This window comes from Streptomyces sp. NPDC111656, assembly GCF_055656965.1.
Map to the genome: position 1 here is coordinate 40,475 of NZ_JBVKCA010000037.1, position 20,553 is coordinate 61,027.

The window sequence follows — 20,553 nt, forward strand, 5'->3', positions numbered from 1 at the left end:
TCAGGCGGAGGCGATCGGCAGTACGTCGGGCGAGAGGGCGCCCGCGCGGGCCGTCGCCGCCGTCATCCGGCGCCGGTGGTGTCGACGGCACAGAACCTCGTAGCCGATGTCCTCCGCCTGATTGACGTCGCCTACGACCACCTGGGCGCCCTCGATGACCATTTCGCCGCCTATCGTGCGGGCGTTGTGGGTGGCACGGGCGCCGCACCAGCACAGGGCCTCGACCTGGAGGACCTCGACCCGGTCAGCGAGTTCGACGAGGCGCTGGGAGCCGGGGAAGAGCTTGGAGCGGAAGTCGGTGGTGATGCCGAACGCGAAGACGTCGATCCCCAGGTCGTCGACCGTCCGGGCCAGTTGGTCGATCTGGCCGGGGGCCAGGAACTGCGCCTCGTCCGCGATCACGTAGTCCGCCCGGCCGCCCTGGGAGAGGTGGTCGACGAGGTACGCGTAGAGGTCCTGGTCGTCCGCGACCTCCACGGCGTCCGTGACCAGGCCGAGGCGCGAGGAGAGCTTGCCCTCCCCCGCGCGGTCGTCGCGCGTGAAGATCATGCCCTGCAGGCCCCGGGCCGAGCGGTTGTGCTCGATCTGGAGAGCCAGCGTCGACTTCCCGCAGTCCATCGTTCCGGAGAAGAACACCAGCTCGGGCATGGGGAGTTGAGCACCTTTCGGCAAGAAGGGAGGCGGGCGGAGGAGAGACGGGCGGGCAGGGGTCAGGTACGTACTTCCAGGAGCGGAACGTGCTGCTCCACCGGTGCCATCGAACCGTGGTTGCCGACCATCGCCGACTCCTTCGGCTCCCGCTCGGTCGCGACGATCAGGACGTCGTCGCAGGCCGCCGCCACGACGTCGCCGATCCGGGCGTACACCCGTTCGTCGACCTGCGGCCCGAACCAGCCCGCCGCGATCGCCTCGTCGCGTGAAGCCACCCAGAACTGCTCGCCGAGGACCTCGCGCCAGCAGGTCAGGACGTCCGCCTCGGCCCCCGGGACGGCGTACACATGCCGGGCCCGGGCCTCGCCGCCCAGCAGGGCGACTCCCGCGCGCAGCTCCCAGTCCTCGTCGAAGTCGATGCGGTGCTGCTCGTCGAAGGGGATGTCGATCATGCCGTGGTCGGCGGTGATGTACAGCGCCGCGCGCGGGGGCAGTTGCTCCGCGAGGCGCTGGACCAGGCGGTCGACGTACATCAACTGACCGCGCCAGGGGTCGGAGTCGACGCCGAAGCGGTGGCCCTTGCCGTCCACCTCGGCGTAGTAGGTGTACACCAACGAGCGGTCACCGGCAGCCAGTTGTTCGGCCGCGAGGTCCATGCGCTCCTCGCCGGACAGCCGCCCGTGGAACGTTCCGCCGCTCAGGGCGATCTTCGTGAGCGGGGTGTTCTGGAAGGTCGGGGACGAGACCTGGGCCGTGTGCACGCCCGCCGCGTCCGCGAGCTGGAAGACGGTGGGGTACGGCTGCCAGGCGCGGGGTTCCGTCCAGGGACTCCAGCGCAGCTGGTTCATCAGCTCGCCGGTCCTCGGGTTGCGCACGGTGTAGCCGGGCAGGCCGTGCGCGCCGGGCGGCAGGCCCGTGCCGACGGAGGCCAGGGAACTCGCGGTGGTCGCCGGGTAGCCGGCGGTGATCGGGCGGCCGGTGCCGCCGCGCGAGCTGCCGAGGAGGGAGCTCATGAAGGGGGCCTCGTCCGGGTGCGCCTTCAGTTGCTCCCAGCCGAGGCCGTCGATCAGGAAGACGCAGTTCCGGTCGGCCTCGGTCAGTTCCGGTATGGCGGTGGTCATGCCAGGGACGCCCATGCCGGCGGCGAGCGTGGGCAGCAGATCGGCGAGCGAGCCCGCGCCGTACTCGGGGACGGGCGCGGAATCGATGGCCAGCGGTTCCGGGTGGTCCCAGGTGGGCAGCGCCATCAGCGGGTGATGTCCGCGGTCGCCTCGGAGAGGGACTGCGCGAAGGCGAGGGCCTGGCGCACCGTCTCCGGGCCGTCCCCGGCCTCGCTGACGCGCAGGCTCAGGTCGTCCGCCGTCGAGTTGCCCGTGTAGCCGTGGTCCGCCTCGCAGTTGGGGTCGCCGCAGGCCGCGGGCTCCAGGTCGATGCGGGAGACCGCGCCCCAGCCGATGGTCAGGACGACCTCGCGGGGCAGCGCGCCCGGCGTGTACGACTCGGGGTTGGCGACGACCCGGCTGACGACGACCGACGAGATCCGGCCGAGCTTCACGGACTCGGTCGAGGTGGTGGCGTACGGCGTCGGTGAGGTCGTGTCCGCGTTCTGCTCGTCGGTGTGGCTCACGATGAAGCGGTTGCCGGTGAGGACGAGCACGGTCACGTGCCGGCGCACCTCGTTGGCGTCGAACGTCGTCTCCTGGTGGACCAGGTACGACCGGATGGTGTCGCCGCCGATCGCGGCCTCCACCGCCTCGGCCACGAGGGCCGGGTAGTAGCCGCTGCGCTCGATCGCCGCTCGCAGCCCCTGGGTCGTCGTACTGGTCTTGGCCATGACGTCCATCCTACGGTGGCCCACTGACTGCGAGGCACCGCTCGCGGGTGTCTGTCGTGGACGGATCAGAACGAATCGTCGACGGCGGCGGGCGCCGGTACGGCTCGGACGACGGGTCGGCACGGTACGGGCCACCGGACCGGCGGGGCTCAGACGACGGGAAGCGTGCGGGGGCCGAGGTCGTCGCGGGCGGGGGCGCGGGCCAGCCGCACGGTGGCGCCGAGCACGCTCAGGCCGCGCGGGGCGACCACCACCGGCTCCAGGGAGACGGCGACGACCTCCGGGTGGTCGTCGACCAGCCGCGAGACGCGCAGCATCAGCTCTTCGAGGGCCAAGGTGTCGACCGGCGCCGAGCCACGCCAGCCGAACAGGAGCGGCGCCGTCCGGATCGACCGGACCAGCGAGCTCGCGTCCCGGTCGGTGACCGGTACCAGCCGGTGTGCCGTGTCCCCGAGCAGCTCCGACGCGGCTCCGGCCAGGCCGAACGAGAGCACCGCTCCGGCCGCCGGGTCAATGACGGCGCGTACGACTGTGTCGACCCCGCGCGGCGCCATGCCCTGCACGACCGGGCGCAGCACTTCCGGCGTTCCGAAGAGGTCGGTCAACTCCGTGTACGCCCTCCTCAGTTGCGTCTCGTCCGTCAGGTCCAGGCGTACGCCGCCCAGGTCGGCGCGGTGTCTCAGGTGCGGTGCGGTGGTCTTGAGGGCCACGGGGTAACCGAGGGTGCGCGCGGCCGCCGCGGCCTCGTCGGGTGTCGGCGCGGGCAGTGCCCGGTGTACGTCGATGCCGTACCGCCCGAGCAGCACGCAGGCGTCCTCGGGGGCGAGCGTCAGGCCCGAGCCCCGGGAGAGCAGGTCGTCGATCTGCTCGGCGGCGCCCTTCTCGTCGATGTCCTCGTACTCGGGGACCTTGCCGGGGTCCGCCACCTCGCGCCGCCACTGGGCGTACTTCACGGCCTCGCCGAGGGCGCGGACGGCGCGCTCGGCGGCGGGGTAGGCGGGGATGAGCCGGGGGCTCGCCTCCGAGGGGCCGCTGACCGTGGTGGCCGGGCGTTCGGCGGGACGGGGTGCCTGGCTCGCGCCGGGTGCGGTGGACGCCGCCTGTGGTGCGGTGCTGGCCGCCGCCGACAGGGCCTCCGCGAGCCCGCCGAGCTCGACGTGCACCACGAGCACCGGCTTCGCCGGGGCCGAGGCCGAGGCCGATCGCAGGGCCTCCGCCAGGGCCGTGTCCTGGGCCGACGTCTCCCCCACCGCCGGAATGGCGGTCACCACCACGGCGTCGCACCTGTCATCGGCGAGGGCTTTCGTCAGCGCCCGGTGAAAGTCCTCCGCCGAGGCCGCCGTGGTCAGATCCAGCGGAGGAAGCGGTCGCAGTCCTTCGGCGAGGCACGCGTCGAAGGTCAGCAGCCCCAGGGACTCCGAGTTGCCGAGGATCGCCACCCGGGGGCCGGCCGGGAGCGGCTGGCGGGCCAGCAGAAGCCCGGCGTCGACCAGCTCGGTGATCGTGTCGACCCGGATCACCCCGGCCTGCCGCAGCAGCGCGGACACGGTGGCATGCGGCAGCCGGGTGGCCCGTACGGCATGCCCCTGGGGAGCGGCGGCGTGCCGCGCGCCCTGGACCACGACCAGCGGCTTGGCGGCCGCCGTCCGCCGGGCGAGCCGGGTGAACTTGCGCGGGTTGCCGATGGATTCGAGGTACATCAGGGCTACGTCGGTGTCCGGGTCGTCGTACCAGTACTGGAGTACGTCGTTGCCGGACACGTCCGCCCGGTTCCCGGAGGAGACGAAGGTGGACACTCCGGTCACACCGGTGACGCCGCCGCCGCGCCGGTGCAGCCGGGAGAGCAGCGCGATCCCGATCGCGCCGGACTGGGCGAACAGACCTATCCGCCCGGGGCGCGGCATCTCGGGCGCGAGCGAGGCGTTGAGGCGCACCTCGGGTGAGGTGTTGATCACCCCGAAGGCGTTCGGTCCGATGATGCGCATCCCGTACGTGCGCGCCTGGCGGACGAGTGCGCGCTGGCGCTCGCGTCCGGCGGGGCCGCTCTCGGCGTACCCGGCGGAGACGACCACGAGGCCCTGCACCCCGTGCTCGCCGCACTCCGCGACGACTTCGGGGACGTACGGCGCGGGCACGGCGACGACCGCGAGGTCGACGGGCTCGGCGATGTCGCGGACGGAGCGGTGGGCCGGGACGCCGCCGAGCTCCTTCTCCTGGAGTGCCTTGTTCACGGCGTACAGCCGCCCGGTGAACCCGGCCTCGCGCAGGTTGTCGAGGACGCTGCGTCCCACCCCGCCGGGGGTGCGGCCCGCTCCGATGACGGCGACCGAGCCGGGCGCGAGCAGTCGCTGTACGGACCGCGCCTCGGCGCGCTGCTCCCGCGCACGCTGCACGGCGAGCGAGCGGTCGGTGGGTTCGAGGTCGAACTCCAGGCGTACGACGCCGTCCTCGAAGTGCCGCTTCTGCTGGTACCCGGCGTCCGTGAACACCTTGATCATCTTGGTGTTCGCGGGCAGTACCTCGGCGGCGAAACGGCGGATGTCGCGCTCTCTGGCGACGGCCGCGATGTGCTCCAGGAGGGCCGAGGCGACGCCGCGCCCCTGGTGGGCGTCCTGCACGAGGAAGGCGACCTCGGCCTCGTCCGCGGGTAGCGAGGCGGGCCGACCATCAGCATTAATACGGTCATAGCGTACGGTGGCGATGAACTCGCCGCCGACCGTGGCCGCGAGTCCCACCCTGTCCACAAAGTCGTGGTGCGTGAAGCGGTGGACATCCTTGGCGGACAGGCGCGGGTAGGGCGCGAAGAAGCGGTAGTACTTCGACTCGTCCGAGACCTGCTCGTAGAAGCTCACCAGCCGCTCGGCGTCGTCGACGGTGATGGGCCTGATGCGGGCGGTGCCGCCGTCGCGCAGCACCACGTCGGCCTCCCAGTGGGAGGGGTACTCGTGCCGGTCCGACGAGGTCTGCATGGGCCCCAGAGTACGGCTCGCGTCCGACAACGGCGCGAGGCAGGCTGGGGGCACCGAAGTCGGATCCAGGCCGGGATCCGACGCGGAGTTCGGGACGGGAACAACACCCCGCCCGGACTCGCTTCACGTTGTGGAACACTGGTCTAGACAACCCTGAACACCTGAAGGGCAGCATCACATGGCTGAGCGCCGCGTCAACGTCGGCTGGGCCGAGGGCCTCCACGCCCGTCCCGCCTCCATCTTCGTCCGGGCGGCCACGGCCTCCGGTATCCCCGTGACGATCGCCAAGGCGGAGGGCAACCCCGTCAACGCGGCCTCCATGCTGGCGGTCCTCGGCCTGGGCGCCCAGGGCGGCGAGGAGATCGTCCTCGCCTCCGACGCCGAGGGCGCGGACGCCGCGCTCGACCGGCTGGCGAAGCTGGTGGCGGAGGGTCTCGAGGAGCTCCCCGAGACCGTCTGAAAGAGCCCTCGATCGGGGTTCCTCAATTGATGGCGGGAGTGGTCTTCGCACCAAGAGACCCCGCCCCGCACGCATTCGAAGGGCTCGCCCGAAAACATCGGGCGGGCCCTTCGCTTTTCCCCATTGCGGGCAGCAGAAATAATCCCCCTCGAATTACCCCTCTTTGTATACGGTGCCGGTGTTAATGACGCACGCCCGTCATGTTTACGGGACGTTGCGAAGTCCTCACACGCTCCGGACGATCTCCCCCGCCGGGAAAACGCAGCCGGTGCGCGACCGTCGCACGCTCGGCGTGCAGCGCCGTTACGGCCCGCGCCCGCTCGCTGTCGCCGCGCGCCACCGCGTCCACGATCCCGCCGTGCTCCGCCCAGGACTCCGCCGGATTGGCCGGCGCCTCGACCGCGTACATCCAGGCGATCTTGTGCCGCAACTGGGCCAGCGTGGAGGTCAACGCGGGGCTCCCGGAGGCCTGCGCGAGGGTCTCGTGGAACCAGCCGCCGAGCGAGCGCAGATCCTCGCTGTTCCCCCTCCTGGCCCGCTCCTGCCCCAGTCTGACCAGACCTCGAAGCACCTTGAGATGCGCCTCGGTACGCCGCTGCGCGGCCCTCGCGGCGCCCAGCGGCTCCAGGAGCATGCGCATCTCGAGCAGGTCCGCGGCCTCCTGCTCGGTGGGCTCCGCGACGCACGCGCCCGCGTGCCGACGGGTGACGACGAAGCCCTCGGCCTCCAGCGTGCGCAGGGCCTCGCGCACGGGGACCCGCGAGACGCCGTAGCGTCGCGCGAGCAGTTCCTCGGTGAGCCGGCTGCCGCGCTCGTAGACACCCGCGACGATGTCGTCACGGATCGCCGTGCATACCGAGTGCGCGGGAATGCGCATGACCGGACCTCCGCCTTAATCCCCGCGAAACGCGGTCGATTGACGCTTGTTCAGCGACTCTATTGCAGAGAACCGGAATTTCCGATGGCGGGCCGGAATCCATGGATATTTTTTGGACAGACAGCCGTTCGAAACGACGAAGCCCCGACTGGGGGAGCCGGGGCTTCGGAAGTGTTGACGCCGGTCGTCAGGCGTTCGGGGTGTGCGAGCGTCAGACGTTCACGCCGTGCGAGTGGAGGTAGGCGACCGGGTCCATGTCGGAGCCGTACTCCGCCGTCGTACGGGCCTCGAAGTGGAGGTGCGGCCCGGTGGTGTTCCCGGTGGAGCCGGAGAGGCCGATCTGCTGGCCCGGGGTGACCGTCTGACCCACGGAGACACCGATGGACGACAGGTGGCCGTACATCGTGTAGGTGCCGTCGTGCATCTTCAGGACGATCTGGTTGCCGTACGCGCCACCCCAGCCGGCCGTGACGACCGTGCCGGAGCCGACCGCGTGGACCGAGGTCCCGGAGGCAGCGTGGAAGTCGACGCCCGTGTGACTGCCGGAGGACCAGAGGCTGCCGCCGGTCTTGTAGCCGGTGGAGATGTACGAGCCGGTGATCGGCAGGACGAAGGTGTTGAGGCGCTTGCGCTCGGCGGCGCGGGCGGCACGCTCCTTGGCCTCGCGCTCCTTCTTCGCCTCCTCGGCGGCCTTCTTGCGTGCGGCTTCTTCGGCCTTCTTGCGCGCGGCGGCCTCGTCGGCGGCGCGCTGCTGGGCGGCGGCCTGCGCGTCGATCTGGGCGGCGACGTCGTCGCCGAGGGTGACGGCCTGGGTCAGCCCGGTCTGCTCGACGGAGGCGTCCGCGGCGAGTGCCGGGGCGGCCAGGGTTCCGATGACACCGGTGGTGGTGAGCGCGGCGACGCCGACGGCGTTCGTGGTGGAGCGCTTCACGCGGCTCGGACGGCGGTGTTTCCCGGGGCCACAGGTGAACGCCATGTAGGGGCTGATCCTTTCCTTCCCTCTCGCCTACCGGGTTAGCTGACGGGTTCGGAGCAGGAAGGTCTCCTACGGACTCCCTCCAGGGAGGGCGTCCGATTCACCCCAGGGACTACGTGTGGGTCCCCGGCTCCCCTGGCTCGCGCCGTACGGGGACTCGGCGATGACTGTCCGGTGCCGCGGGCGCGGCGCACTGCCTGACGAACAGCCGCACCGACGCTAGACGGGGCGTCTTTCAATCAACAAACGGATCACGGCTTTTGTAGTGCATGCCACAGGGCAGACGGGCAACCTCCCTACCAATACGGACATCTTGGGGGTGAAGTCCGAGCGAGAACCCGAGCGAAAACCCGATCAAAAAGGGGCCCGGGCGACTCTGCAGTCACCCGGGCCCCACGGAGTCACGCTCCGTTGAACCTCTACTCCGCCGGAACGACGGTCACTTCACCGATTCCGAGGGCCTTGACAGGCTCCTGGATCTGCGCGGCGTCGCCGACGAGGACGGTCACCAGACGGTCCACCGGGAAGGCGCTCACGGCGGCCGCGGTAGCCTCCACGGTGCCGGTCGCGGCGAGCTGCTGGTACAGCGTCGCCTGGTAGTCGTCCGGCAGGTACTGCTCGACCTGGTCCGCGAGCGTGCCCGCGACGGCCGCCGCGGTCTCGAACTTGAGGGGCGCCACCCCCACCAGGTTCTGTACGGCGATGTCACGCTCGGCGTCCGTCAGGCCCTCCGCGGCGAGGGTGCGCAGCACCTTCCAGAGGTCGTCGAGGGCCGGGCCGGTGTTCGGGGTGTCCACGGAGCCGCTGATGGCGAGCATCGCGATACCGGTTCCGTCCGGCGCGGCGCGCAGGACCTGGCCGAATGCCCGCACACCGTAGGTGTAGCCCTTTTCCTCGCGCAGGACGCGGTCCAGGCGCGAGGTGAGGGTGCCGCCGAGGCAGTACGTGCCGAGCACCTGGGCGGGCCACACACGGTCGTGCCGGTCGGCGCCGACGCGGCCGATGAGCAGCTGCGTCTGGACCGCGCCGGGGCGGTCCACGATGATCACGCGGCCGGTGTCGTCGGCGGCCACCGACGGCACGGGGCGCGGCTCGGCGGACGAACCGGTCCAGTCGCCGAGCGTCTCGGCGAGCAGCGCGTCGAGGTCGACGCCGGTCAGGTCGCCGACGATCACGGCGGCGGACGTGGCGGGACGTACGTGCTTGTCGAAGAAGGCGCGTACGGCCGCCGAGTCGATCTTCTGAACGGTCTCCTCGGTGCCCTGGCGCGGGCGCGACATGCGCGAGGTCGCCGGGAACAGCTCCTTGGAGAGCTCCTTGGCGGCACGCCGGGCCGGGTTGGCCGTCTCGTGCGGGATCTCGTCGAGCCGGTTGCGCACCAGCCGCTCGACCTCGCTGTCCGCGAACGCCGGTGCCCTCAGGGCGTCGGCGAGCAGCCCGAGCGCCTTGGGCAGGCGCGAGACGGGCACTTCGAGCGACAGCCGTACGCCGGGGTGGTCGGCGTGCGCGTCGAGGGTGGCGCCGCAGCGCTCCAGCTCGGCGGCGAACTCCTCGGCGGAGAGCTTGTCGGTGCCCTCGGAGAAGGCGCGCGCCATGATCGTGGCGACGCCGTCGAGGCCCGCGGGCTCGGCCTCCAGCGGCGCGGCGAGCAGCACCTCGACGGCGACGACCTGCTGGCCGGGGCGGTGGCAGCGCAGCACGGTCAGGCCGTTGTCCAGCGTGCCGCGCTCGGGCGCCGGGAAGGCCCAGGGCTTGGGCCGGCCCGCCTGGGGCTGCGGGTGGAAGTCCATGGTGGCGAGCTCGGTCACTTCGCCGCCTCCTCGTCCTCTTCGGTGGTGTCGGCAGCGACCGGCTCGTACACGAGCACCGCGCGGTTGTCGGGGCGCAGGCGGGCCTTTGCGACCTCCTGGACCTCCTCGGCCGTGATGTCCAGGACGCGCTGTACGGCCGTCAGGGCTAGCTGCGGGTCGCCGAACAGGACGGCGTACCGGCACAGTTCGTCGGCGCGGCCCGCGACCGTGCCCAGCCGGTCCAGCCACTCGCGCTCCAACTGGGCCTGGGCGCGCTCCATCTCCTCGTCCGTGGGGCCCTCCTCGGCGAACCGGGCGAGCTCCGCGTCGACGGCGGACTCGATCACCGGGACCTCGACGTCACCGGACGTCTTCACGTCCAGCCAGCCCAGGGAGGGCGCTCCGGCGAGCCGCAGCAGGCCGAACCCGGCCGCGACGGCGGTGCGGTCGCGGCGTACGAGCCGGTTGTAGAGCCGGGACGACTCGCCGCCGCCGAGGATGGTGAGCGCCACGTCGGCCGCGTCGGCCGCGCGCGTGCCGTCCTCCGGGAGCCGGTAGGCGGCCATCAGGGCGCGCGCCGGGACTTCCTCCTCGACGACCTCGCGCAGCTGCTCGCCGATGACCGCGGGCAGCGAGCCATCGCGCGGGGCGGGCTTGCCGTCGTGCCCGGGGATGGAGCCGAAGTACTTCTCGATCCAGGCGAGCGTCTGCTCCGGGTCGATGTCCCCGACCACGGAGAGCACCGCGTTGTTCGGCGCGTAGTAGGTGCGGAAGAAGGCGCGGGCGTCCTCCAGGGTCGCCGCGTCCAGGTCCGCCATCGACCCGATCGGGGTGTGGTGGTACGGGTGGCCCTCGGGGTAGGCGAGCCCGGTCAGCTTCTCGAAAGCGGTGCCGTAGGGCACGTTGTCGTAGCGCTGCCGCCGCTCGTTCTTGACGACGTCCCGCTGGTTCTCCATGGACTCGTCGTCGAGCGCGGCGAGCAGCGAGCCCATGCGGTCGGCCTCCAGCCAGAGGGCGAGCTCCAGCTGGTGGGTGGGCATCGTCTCGAAGTAGTTTGTGCGCTCGAAACTGGTCGTTCCGTTGAGGGAGCCGCCCGCGCCCTGCACCAGTTCGAAGTGGCCGTTGCCCTTCACCTGGCCGGAGCCCTGGAACATCAGGTGCTCGAAAAGGTGAGCAAGGCCGGTACGACCCTTGACCTCGTGCCGTGAGCCGACGTCGTACCAGAGGCACACCGCCGCGACCGGGGTCAGATGGTCCTCGGAGAGCACCACGCGCAGGCCGTTGGCCAGGCGGTGCTCGGTCGCTGTCAGGCCGCCGGAGCCTGCCTCAGCTGTGGCCGTGTGACCCATGGGCATGTACGTCCCTTCGATCGCGGAAACTGCAGAATTCCTGCCGGTCCTGCCACTGTATGCAAGCGCGCCGACAGGTGGCGAAGTTCCCGCACCTCGTACGCCGAGAGCGAGAATTCCTGAGGTGGGAGGCCGGACTTCCGTTCGCCGTGAGCGAGCGGAACGGGGCCCGGTGGAGCCTCTATGGACGGGTCGCGGTCGGCGTTGTCAGTGCGGCGGTCCACAATGGTGCGCGTCAGAACCCGTTCATGCCCCGGCAGAGACTGTGAAGGAGCCGCAGCAGCGATGGCCCGCCGCAGCACGAAGACCCCGCCGCCCGACGACTCGTACGAGGAGAAGATCCTCGACATCGACGTCGTGGACGAGATGCAGGGCTCCTTCCTCGAATACGCGTACTCGGTCATCTATTCGCGAGCCCTGCCGGACGCCCGTGACGGCCTCAAGCCCGTGCACCGCCGCATCGTGTACCAGATGAACGAGATGGGGCTGCGCCCCGACCGCGGCTATGTGAAGTGCGCCCGCGTCGTCGGCGAGGTCATGGGTAAGCTCCACCCGCACGGCGACGCGTCGATCTACGACGCGCTGGTGCGCCTGGCCCAGCCGTTCTCCATGCGCCTGCCGCTGGTCGACGGCCACGGCAACTTCGGCTCGCTCGGCAATGACGACCCGCCGGCCGCCATGCGTTACACCGAGTGCCGGATGGCCGACGCCACGTCACTGATGACCGAGTCCATCGACGAGGACACAGTCGATTTCGCGCCGAACTACGACGGCCAGGAGCAGGAGCCCGACGTCCTCCCGGCGGCGTACCCGAACCTGCTGGTCAACGGCTCGTCCGGAATCGCCGTCGGTATGGCGACGAACATGCCGCCGCACAACCTCGGCGAGGTCATCGCGGCCGCCCGCCACCTGATCCGCTATCCGGGCGCCGACCTGGACACGCTGATGAAGTACGTGCCGGGCCCCGACCTGCCCACGGGCGGCCGGATCGTCGGCCTGACCGGGATCAGGGACGCCTACGAGTCGGGCCGCGGCACCTTCAAGATCCGCGCCACGGTGTCGGTGGAGGACGTCACGGCGCGCCGCAAGGGCCTCGTCGTCACCGAACTGCCCTTCACCGTCGGCCCGGAGAAGGTGATCAGCAAGATCAAGGACCTCGTCAACGCCAAGAAGCTCCAGGGCATCGCCGACGTCAAGGACCTCACCGACCGCTCGCACGGACTGCGCCTGGTCATCGAGATCAAGAACGGCTTCGTGCCGGAAGCGGTCCTGGAACAGCTCTACAAGCTGACGCCGATGGAGGAGTCCTTCGGCATCAACAACGTGGCGTTGGTGGACGGTCAGCCGCTCACCCTCGGCCTCAAGGAGCTCCTCGAGGTCTATCTCGACCACCGCTTCAACGTCGTGCGCCGCCGCAGTGAGTTCCGCCGCGGCAAGAAGCGCGACCGGCTCCACCTGGTCGAGGGCCTCCTCGTCGCCCTCCTGGACATCGACGAGGTCATCCGCCTCATCCGCTCCAGCGACAACTCGGCGCAGGCGAAGGAGCGCCTGATCGAGCACTTCTCCCTCTCCGAGATCCAGACGCAGTACATCCTGGACACGCCGCTGCGCCGCCTGACCAGGTTCGACCGCATCGAGCTGGAGTCGGAGCGCGACCGGCTCAACGGCGAGATCGACGAGCTGACCGGCATCCTCGACTCGGACTCCGAGCTGCGCAAGCTGGTCTCCGGAGAACTGGCCGCGGTCGCCAAGAAGTTCGGCACCGACCGGCGCACGGTGCTTCTGGAGTCCGCGGGCACCCCCGCCGCGACGGTCTCGCTCCAGGTGGCCGACGACCCGTGCCGGGTGCTGCTGTCCTCGACGGGCCTGCTGGCCCGTACGGCCAACGGCGCCCCCTTCGGGGAGGCCGAGGACGCCAAGCGCACCAAGCACGACCTGATCGTTTCCGCGGTGCCTGCGACGGCGCTCGGCGAGATCGGGGCGGTCACGTCCTCGGGCCGCCTGCTCCGGCTGAACGTGATCGACCTGCCGCAGCTGCCGGAGACGGCGTCGGCGCCCAACCTCTCCGGAGGCGCGCCGATCACGGAGTTCCTGTCCTCCCTGGAGCCGGACGAGACGGTGGTCTGTCTGACGACGCTCGACGAGTCCTCGCCCGGCCTGGCGATCGGCACCGAACAGGGCGTCGTGAAGCGTGTGGTCCCCGACTACCCCTCGAACAAGGAGGAGTTGGAGGTCATCACCCTCAAGGACGGCGACCGGATCGTCGGCGCGGTCGAACTGCGCACCGGCGAGGAGGACCTGGTCTTCATCACCGACGACGCCCAGCTGCTGCGCTACCAGGCCTCGCAGGTCCGCCCGCAGGGCCGGGCGGCGGGCGGCATGACGGGCATCAAGCTCACCGAGGGCGCGAAGGTGATCTCCTTCACCGCGGTCGACCCGGCGGTGGACGCGGTGGTCTTCACGGTGGCGGGCTCGCGCGGCACACTGGACGACTCCGTCCAGACCACGGCCAAGCTGACGCCCTTCGACCAGTACCCGCGCAAGGGCCGCGCCACGGGTGGCGTGCGCTGCCAGCGGTTCCTGAAGGGCGAGGACTGCCTCTCGCTGGCCTGGGCGGGCGCGCTTCCGGCTCGGGCCGCGCAGAAGAACGGCACACCGGCCGAGCTGCCGGAGATCGACCCGCGCCGTGACGGCTCGGGAGTGTCGCTGGCGAAGACGGTGTCGGTGGTGGCGGGCCCGGTGTAGATCAACCGGTCTCTTCGAGACCGTCGGGCTCCTCGTCCTGTACGTGGCTGTCCTGCTCGTAGCGGTCTTGTACGTGGCTGTCCTGTACGTAGCGGAGGACGCCCCACATGCTGTGTTCGTCGGCGTGTGGGGCGTCCTCTTCGCACGCCTCCAACTCCTTGGCCAGAGCCGCGGTGTCGATGCCGGAGCCGATCAGCACGAGTTGGGTGAGACGCGGCTCGGCCAAGGCCCAGGGCTCCGGGTAGAAGCGCAGAAACCGCCCGACGGCATGCACGGCGTACCGGTTGTCCCGGTCCTGGACGCCGAAATCGACGTAGCCCTTGACGCGGTAGAGCCCCTCGGGCCTGCTGTCGAGGAAGTCCATCAACTCCCGGGGACCGAGCGGCACTTCGGAGCTGAAGGAGAGGGATTCGTAGGCGGAGTGCAGGTGGTCGTGGTGCCCCTGGGAACCGCTCTCGTCGTGCCGGTGGAGGTCGTCGAAGGACAGCTGCCCGATGCGCTCCTCGCTCGGCCTGCAGTCGAAGAGGAACTCGGGATCGACGCGGCCGTAGGTGGCGGGCACGACGGCGGCCCGGTCGACAAGCCCGCGTACGGTGCGCAGCACGCGCTCGCCGTCCTCGGCTCGGTCGATCTTGTTGACGACGACGAGGTCGGCGAGGGCGAGATGCCGGTCGATCTCGGGATGCTTCTCGCGCGTACCGTCGAACTCGGCCGCGTCGACCACCTCGACGAGCCCGCCGTAGACGATCCGCGGATGCTCACTGGCCAGCACCATCCGCACGAGCTCCTGGGGTTCGGCGAGGCCGCTCGCCTCGATGACGATGACGTCGATACGGGCCGAGGGCCTGGTCAACCGCCCGAGGTACTCGTCCAGCTCGCTGGCGTCGACGGCGCAGCACAGGCATCCGTTCCCCAGCGAGACGGTGGAGTCCCCCAGCGCCCCGGCCACGGCCATCGCATCGATCTCGATCGCCCCGAAGTCGTTGACGACGGCGCCGATGCGGCTGCCTCCGCTGCGGTGCAGGAGGTGGTTGAGCAGAGTGGTCTTGCCTGAGCCGAGGAAGCCGGCGAGGACGACGACCGGGATCTGCCGGGCGGAAGCTCCGTCGCCGTGGTCCTGGTCGCCGTGGACCTGGTCACCGGAGGCCTGATCGATCGGGACCTGCTGCGGGCTGGGCTGGCTCAACGGGCGACCTCTTTCACACCGACGCGTGCTCCGGCTCATGAACCGGCTCTTGGACGAGGACGGCTCGTGGACCGGCGCTCGTACGGGTAATGGCTGCCGACCAAGGATACGAGCGGGGGGAATCCCCGCGAAGTGAACGATTGTTAGCGGCGCTCGCGGGGCACACGTTGGGCATGGCGCCGGGAAACGCGACCCGCACTTCCCTCCGTGCGCCTCCTCTCCGCCTCCCCGCCGATCAGAGCCGCTCGGCAAAACTGGGAGACGGCAAGCGCGCCGCCCACCGCTCGCCGGTCCGCTCCCTGTCGCCCCACAACCGACGACCGGCGGAACGGTCGCCTGATTCGGGGGTTGACATGGCCACACAGAATTCCGCGATGCGGAGGCTTGGCTCAGGTACCTGGGCCAAGCTCGCCCTCGCAGCCAACGCCGTCGCGGAACGCAGCTCACGGCAGCGCAGGCGCGCCGTGCTCACCGAGCAGCACCGGCTTCATTTCGATCTGTTGTGCAAGGCCATGGACGATCCCGCCCTCGCCGCCGTCCTGAACACGTACGAGACGGAGATCAGCTCCGAGGAGCAGCGGCAGTACCTCTTCGCCAACGCGCTCTACATCAACGCCCTGTATTTCCACCGGATCGGGGCTCTGACGCGTGCGGAGCTGCACGGTCACTTCCGCATCATGTGTCAGAACCAGATCTTCCGGGCGTACTGGGTGGCGACGGAACACCACCGCAAGAGCCTGCCCGACTCCTCCAAAGAGGCCGAACTGGGCCGGATGATGGACAGCCTGATCCAGGATCAGACTGATTCCGACACCGACGAATGGTGGGTCGTGGGGGAGCCGGACGAAGAGACGCCCTGACCCCTGGTGCACCCTGCACACGGCCCTCGCGTGCCGTCAACGGAACATGCCGAGGTGCACTCCGCTGCCCATCGTCACCTTGCGCACCACGGGCAACAGGAGCCGATAAGTTGTCGCCCGTCCGAACCTCCGGGCACTCCGACGAACACCCTTGTGCTCGGAGACAGACCTCTTGCCTCCGACGAACATCTCCGCTCGGAGTCAGCCACGCTCCGAGGAACCACAACTCGGAGCCACCCATCATTCCGAGCCATAAGGTCGGTATCACCCCGTGGAGATCACGACGTATGCCGTGGCAGTCGTGGCTGCCATCCTGCTTCCCGTCCTGATAGCCGTACTGGTCGCCTGCCTCAGCCCCAACGCCGACCAACGCGGCCACGCGTACCGCGTCCTGGCGCGCATATGCAGCACCGTGGAAAAGGTGTTCCGGCGCGGGGCATGACGCCGCAGGTCACCGCGCATCCACGGGCGGCGTGAGCCGGACGCCCCGCACGCGCGGGGAGTGCGCCGCCAGTGACCTCGACGCGTACGTATCACCCCAATGCTACTTTTCGTCAAGGGGAGATGCCGAAGTTCACTCGACTGCTTGGTTGCTTTGCGCACCATGGGCAACAAGAAGCGCTAAATTGTCGCCTGCCCGGTCTACGGGCACTCCGACGAACACCCCTGCGCTCGGAGACAGATCTCTTGCCTCCGACGAACATCTCCGCTCGGAGTCAGTCACGCTCCGAGGACCCGCGGCTCGGAGGCACCCATCAGTCCGAGCCATAAGGTTGGTACCACTCCGTGAAAATCGTGCGACGTGTCGGGGCTACACCACGCGAGCGCGGCAGCGCCACTGGCCAGTCGTGCCCCGACATCTTCGAACTCAGTGACGGCAGCTTCGCTGTCATTGGGCGCGAGGCCACCAAGGAACTCGACCCCGAGCTTCCGCCCGACGCCGCACGAGCCGACTATGAGCGGATCGTCATCATCACGCGCGAGACCCTGCTCCGCGCGAAGAAGGACATCCCTGATGCTTGACGTCACCACCGCCAGGAACTGAACCAGGATCCGATCCGGGAACCGATCCAGGCACGGCTCCAGGAACCGATCACGGGCAACTGAAGGTCGGAGTTCCGCCCGGTACCCCTTGAGCCACGACGTCCAGGCCCGGCATCGACGTGATGCCGGGCCCTTCACGTGTCACGCCACTGGATCGCGTCAGCCGGCCACCGGCACCGCCACCGGCGGAACCGGCCCCACGTACCGCGCCGCCGGACGGATGATCTTCGAGTCCTCCGCCTGTTCCAGGATGTTGGCGCTCCAGCCGACGAAGCGGGCCGCGGCGAAGGTGGGAGTGAACATCTCCCTCGGGAGGCCGCACAGTTCCATGACCACGCCCGCGTAGAACTCCACGTTGGTGTGGAGTTCGCGGCCGGGCTTCAGCTCGGCCAGGATCGCCTCCACCCGGTGTTCGACCTCGACGGCGAAATCGACCAGAGAACCGCCGAACTGCCGGGCGATACCGCGGAGCATGCGGGAGCGGGGGTCCTCGGTGCGGTACACCGCGTGTCCGAAGCCCATGATGCGATCGCCCGCGAGGACTCGCTCACGGATCCAGGAGTCGATGCGGTCGGGAGTACCGATCGCGTCGAGGGTGTCCAGGGCCCGGCTCGGCGCACCACCGTGCAGCGGGCCCGACAGCGCCCCGACCGCGCCCACCAGGCACGCGGCCACGTCCGCCCCCGTGGACGCGATCACCCGCGCGGTGAAGGTTGACGCATTGAATCCGTGATCAATGGTTGATATCAAGTACTGTTCGACCGCCCGGGCCCGCGGCGGGTCCGGCTCCGAGCCCGTCAGCATGTAGAGGTAGTTCGCTGCGTACGGCAGGTCGTCACGCGGTTCCACCGGCTCCAGCCCCCGCCCGAGCCGATACAGCGCGGTGAGCAGCGTCGGCACGGCCGCGCACGCCGCGAGCGTGTCCGCGCGACGCCGGTCGACGTCGATGTCGTACACAGGGCGGAACCCCAACGACGCGCCGAGCAGTGACAACGCGGTCCGCAGTCCCGCGAGCGGTCCGGACGGTCCGGTCGCCGCGGCGATCGCCGGCAGCGCCACGCGTACCTCGTCCGGCAGCCCACGCAGTGCCGCGGTCCGGGCGGCGAAGGCGGCACCGCGCGCCGGGCCCGGCAGTTCACCGTGGACCAGTAGATGCCAGACGTCCTCGAACCCGCGGGTCTGCGCGAGTTCGACGGCCGAGTACTGGCGGTAGTGATAAAAGCCCTCCCGCCCCCTGACGTCACCCAGTGCGGTGTCGGTGACGACGACGCCCGAGAGTCCTCGCGGTACGTCGACAGGAGTCATGGACGGTGCGGTCACGGCCCGGTTGTTCGGCATGCTTTCCTCCCTGAACTTGATCCGACTGTCCATGCTTGACTGGATCCGTGTCAATATTGATTAAATCAATGTACCGATACACGGATACGGTGGCGTCCATGAGGGATCACGGACCGGCAGGGTCGACGCACGAGGGACACGAAGGACCTGGAGTGCCTGGAGGGCCTGGAGGGCGCGGAGGCCACGAGGGCCGGCGGCTCAGCACCAGGGAGACCGCCGAGCTGCTCGGCGTGAAGCCCGAGACCGTGTACGCGTATGTGAGCCGCGGTCAGCTCGGCAGCCGACGCGACCCCGGAGGCCGCGGCAGCACCTTCGACGCCAAGGAGGTGGAGGCACTCACCCGGCGCAACAGGCGGGATTCCAGCGGGAGTTCGAGCACCGGCAGCGAGCTGTCCGTCCGTACCCGCATCACGCTCATCGACAAGGACCGGTACTACTACCGAGGCGTCGACGCGACCGAACTGGCCGCGCGTCACTCCTACGAAGAGATCGCCGAATGGCTGTGGACCGGAGAGCTGCGCCCCGGCGTCACGTTCACCGCCCCGGAGGCGTCCGTCACCGCCGCCCGCCGCGCCGTGGACGCGCTGCCCGAGCACAGCGGCCCCACGGACCGGCTCCGGGTCGCCGCGATCGCCGCCTCGGCCGCCGATCCACTGCGCTTCGACCTCTCGGAGAGCGCCGTCCTCGGCACCGCGCGCACCTTCATCCCCACCCTCGTCGCCGCCCTCCCGACCCTGCGTCACGACCACCGCGACGAAGGCCCGCTGGCCCACAGGCTGTGGGGACGCCTCAGCGGCCGGACTCCCGACGAGGCGTCACTGCGCGTGCTGGACACGGCACTCGGCCTGCTCGTCGACCACGACCTGGCCGCCTCGACACTCGCGGTGCGGGTCGCCGCCTCGGCACGGGCGCACCCCTACGCCGCCGTCTCGGCGGGCCTCGGCGTGCTCGAAGGCCCCCTGCACGGCGCGGCCAGTGGCCTCGCCCACCGGCTGCTCCTCGACGTCCTCGACCAGGGCACCGCGGCCCCCGTGGTCGCCGACGAGCTGCGCGCCGGACGCCGTGTCCCCGGGCTCGGCCACCGGCTCTACCCCGGCGAGGACCCACGCGCGCGTGCCCTGTTCGCCCTCCTGGAGGAGGTCCCGGGCGCAGCGCCCGCCCTGGCGGCGGCCCAGGACATCGTGACCACCACCGCCCGGCACACTCCCCTGCACGCCAACGTCGACCTGGCGCTGGCCGTCCTCACGGTCTCCTCCGGCATGTCCGCCTCCGCCGGAGAGACGGTTTTCGCCGTCGCCCGAACAGCAGGATGGATCGCCCACACCCTGGAGGAGTACGAGGAACGCCCGCTGCGCATGCGCCCGAGCGGCCACTACGTAGGAGCGCGACCGCCGCAGCCACTCCCCGAGTGAGCCCCGGAGCGCCCCACAGCGCTCCGAATGCGCCCGAAGTACGCCCCATACTCACGGTCGGAAGTCGCCCTGGACGAAGTCAGGTTAGGCTCACCTCTGTGAGTACGTGCACGACCGCGTCCCGGGACCTCGACGAGCCCCTCGCAGGGACCGCGGCGACCGCGAGGACATGGCTGCTCCTCGAACAGCCGGGCCCCTGGGGTGCCAAGGCGCTCACGTCGAGCCACCTGGACCCGGCGCTCGGCCGCGCGCTCGAAGCCGCGGCCCAGGACACCGGGGTGCGGATCGCACTCATCCGCCGCCCCGGGCGGCACGCCGACTGCGGTACGCCCGCCGAGCGCCAGGTGTACGCGGCTCACACCACCCCGGGCAACGTGTGGCTGCACAGCGCCACGACGTGCGCTCCTGAGCGGTTGCTCGACCTGGACTTCACCGCGCTCGGTACGGGAGACCCGCGCACCTTCGACGCGGCTCTTCAGGGTCGGCGCCACACGGGCGACCCGCTCGCGCTCGTCTGCACCAACGGCAAGCGCGACCGCTGCTGCGCGCTCCTGGGCCGCCCCCTCGCTGCGGAACTCGCCGCCTCGGGCGTGGCGGGCGCGTGGGAGGTCACCCATCTGGGCGGTCACCGCTTCTCGCCCACCCTGCTCGTCCTGCCGTACGGATACGCCTATGGGCGGGCCGAGGCCCACGCGGTCAAGGAGATCCTCCAAGGCGTGCGGGAGGGCCGCGTCGTCACGGAGGGCTGCCGTGGCAATTCGGCGTGGGAGCGGCCCGGGCAGGCGGCGGAGCTGGCCGTGCGCAGGGCCTGCGGGGAGCACGCCGCGGAAGCCCTCGGCGTCGTCCGCACGGAGGGCGCGGCGCCGCGCTGGGGGGTGACCGTCGCCCACACCGACGGACGCCTGTGGCGCGTCATCGTCGCGCAGGGCGCCTCACTGCCGCCCCGCCCGGAGAGCTGCGGCTCGGCGCTGGGCTCCCCGGCCCGGATGGACGTGGTGGCCGTACGGGAGATGCCCCGGGCCACGATCCCCGTAGCCTGCTGACCAGGACTCGTGAGCAGGC

17 protein-coding genes and 1 riboswitch are annotated in these 20,553 nt (G+C 70.5%); of the genes, 7 read left to right on the forward strand and 10 right to left on the reverse strand.

What is annotated here, in order from left to right:
- From ACZ7M3_RS49460 to ACZ7M3_RS49475, 4 genes are all read right to left on the reverse strand, one after another.
- Positions 1 to 648 (reverse strand): thymidine kinase, encoded by a 648-nt coding sequence (locus ACZ7M3_RS49460; RefSeq protein WP_472072937.1) that lies wholly within the window; start codon positions 646 to 648, stop codon positions 1 to 3.
- A gap of 62 nt (positions 649 to 710) precedes the next feature.
- The gene (locus ACZ7M3_RS49465) at positions 711 to 1,898 is read right to left on the reverse strand and encodes an alkaline phosphatase family protein (protein WP_054229917.1); all 1,188 of its coding nucleotides are present in this window, start codon (positions 1,896 to 1,898) and stop codon (positions 711 to 713) included.
- Positions 1,898 to 2,485, reverse strand: coding sequence for a DUF5998 family protein (locus tag ACZ7M3_RS49470; protein WP_179436417.1), 588 nt, complete (start codon positions 2,483 to 2,485; stop codon positions 1,898 to 1,900). The genes ACZ7M3_RS49465 and ACZ7M3_RS49470 overlap by 1 nt, the downstream gene beginning before the upstream one ends.
- Positions 2,486 to 2,634: 149 nt before the next feature.
- Complete coding sequence (locus ACZ7M3_RS49475) at positions 2,635 to 5,454, reverse strand: bifunctional acetate--CoA ligase family protein/GNAT family N-acetyltransferase (protein WP_472072939.1); 2,820 nt, start codon at positions 5,452 to 5,454, stop codon at positions 2,635 to 2,637.
- 178 nt (positions 5,455 to 5,632) lie between these two features.
- Here ACZ7M3_RS49475 and ACZ7M3_RS49480 point away from each other — a divergent pair, with 178 nt between their 5' ends.
- A complete protein-coding gene (locus ACZ7M3_RS49480) occupies positions 5,633 to 5,914 on the forward strand; it encodes an HPr family phosphocarrier protein (RefSeq protein WP_054229914.1) in 282 nt (93 codons plus the stop codon).
- A gap of 181 nt (positions 5,915 to 6,095) precedes the next feature.
- Here ACZ7M3_RS49480 and ACZ7M3_RS49485 read toward each other — a convergent pair whose 3' ends face one another.
- The 4 genes from ACZ7M3_RS49485 to ACZ7M3_RS49500 all read right to left on the reverse strand — a co-directional run bounded on the left by ACZ7M3_RS49485 (position 6,096) and on the right by ACZ7M3_RS49500 (position 10,912).
- A complete protein-coding gene (locus ACZ7M3_RS49485; protein WP_472072941.1) occupies positions 6,096 to 6,791 on the reverse strand; it encodes a GntR family transcriptional regulator in 696 nt (231 codons plus the stop codon).
- Positions 6,792 to 7,002: 211 nt separating this feature from the next.
- A complete protein-coding gene (locus ACZ7M3_RS49490) occupies positions 7,003 to 7,767 on the reverse strand; it encodes a M23 family metallopeptidase (RefSeq protein WP_472072943.1) in 765 nt (254 codons plus the stop codon).
- A gap of 12 nt (positions 7,768 to 7,779) precedes the next feature.
- Positions 7,780 to 7,940: riboswitch (cyclic di-AMP (ydaO/yuaA leader) on the reverse strand.
- A gap of 246 nt (positions 7,941 to 8,186) precedes the next feature.
- Positions 8,187 to 9,575 carry a M16 family metallopeptidase gene (locus ACZ7M3_RS49495; protein ID WP_452970589.1) on the reverse strand — a complete coding sequence of 463 codons (1,389 nt, stop codon included), beginning with the start codon at positions 9,573 to 9,575 and terminating at the stop codon, positions 8,187 to 8,189.
- Complete coding sequence (locus ACZ7M3_RS49500; RefSeq protein ID WP_472072945.1) at positions 9,572 to 10,912, reverse strand: M16 family metallopeptidase; 1,341 nt, start codon at positions 10,910 to 10,912, stop codon at positions 9,572 to 9,574. Before ACZ7M3_RS49500 ends, ACZ7M3_RS49495 begins: the two co-directional genes overlap by 4 nt.
- 279 nt (positions 10,913 to 11,191) lie before the next feature.
- Between ACZ7M3_RS49500 and ACZ7M3_RS49505 the strand changes: the two genes are divergently transcribed.
- Positions 11,192 to 13,651 (forward strand): DNA gyrase/topoisomerase IV subunit A, encoded by a 2,460-nt coding sequence (locus tag ACZ7M3_RS49505; RefSeq protein WP_472072947.1) that lies wholly within the window; start codon positions 11,192 to 11,194, stop codon positions 13,649 to 13,651.
- A 1-nt stretch (position 13,652) separates the two neighbouring features.
- On the opposite strand, the gene ACZ7M3_RS49510 is transcribed toward ACZ7M3_RS49505, so the two are convergent.
- Positions 13,653 to 14,738 (reverse strand): CobW family GTP-binding protein, encoded by a 1,086-nt coding sequence (locus tag ACZ7M3_RS49510; RefSeq protein ID WP_472072967.1) that lies wholly within the window; start codon positions 14,736 to 14,738, stop codon positions 13,653 to 13,655.
- Between the two features lie 452 nt (positions 14,739 to 15,190).
- Between ACZ7M3_RS49510 and ACZ7M3_RS49515 the strand changes: the two genes are divergently transcribed.
- The 3 genes from ACZ7M3_RS49515 (at position 15,191) to ACZ7M3_RS49525 (ending at position 16,720) form a co-directional block, all read left to right on the forward strand.
- The gene (locus tag ACZ7M3_RS49515; protein WP_472072949.1) at positions 15,191 to 15,697 is read left to right on the forward strand and encodes a DUF6082 family protein; all 507 of its coding nucleotides are present in this window, start codon (positions 15,191 to 15,193) and stop codon (positions 15,695 to 15,697) included.
- A 271-nt stretch (positions 15,698 to 15,968) separates the two neighbouring features.
- Complete coding sequence (locus tag ACZ7M3_RS49520) at positions 15,969 to 16,139, forward strand: hypothetical protein (protein WP_472072951.1); 171 nt, start codon at positions 15,969 to 15,971, stop codon at positions 16,137 to 16,139.
- Between the two features lie 344 nt (positions 16,140 to 16,483).
- Positions 16,484 to 16,720, forward strand: coding sequence for a hypothetical protein (locus ACZ7M3_RS49525; protein ID WP_054229908.1), 237 nt, complete (start codon positions 16,484 to 16,486; stop codon positions 16,718 to 16,720).
- A 180-nt stretch (positions 16,721 to 16,900) separates the two neighbouring features.
- On the opposite strand, the gene ACZ7M3_RS49530 is transcribed toward ACZ7M3_RS49525, so the two are convergent.
- A complete protein-coding gene (locus tag ACZ7M3_RS49530) occupies positions 16,901 to 18,079 on the reverse strand; it encodes a citrate synthase/methylcitrate synthase (RefSeq protein WP_472072953.1) in 1,179 nt (392 codons plus the stop codon).
- A gap of 68 nt (positions 18,080 to 18,147) precedes the next feature.
- Here ACZ7M3_RS49530 and ACZ7M3_RS49535 point away from each other — a divergent pair, with 68 nt between their 5' ends.
- A complete protein-coding gene (locus ACZ7M3_RS49535; RefSeq protein WP_472072955.1) occupies positions 18,148 to 19,491 on the forward strand; it encodes a citrate synthase in 1,344 nt (447 codons plus the stop codon).
- Between the two features lie 98 nt (positions 19,492 to 19,589).
- The gene (locus tag ACZ7M3_RS49540) at positions 19,590 to 20,534 is read left to right on the forward strand and encodes a sucrase ferredoxin (RefSeq protein WP_472072957.1); all 945 of its coding nucleotides are present in this window, start codon (positions 19,590 to 19,592) and stop codon (positions 20,532 to 20,534) included.
- Positions 20,535 to 20,553 lie beyond the last annotated feature (19 nt).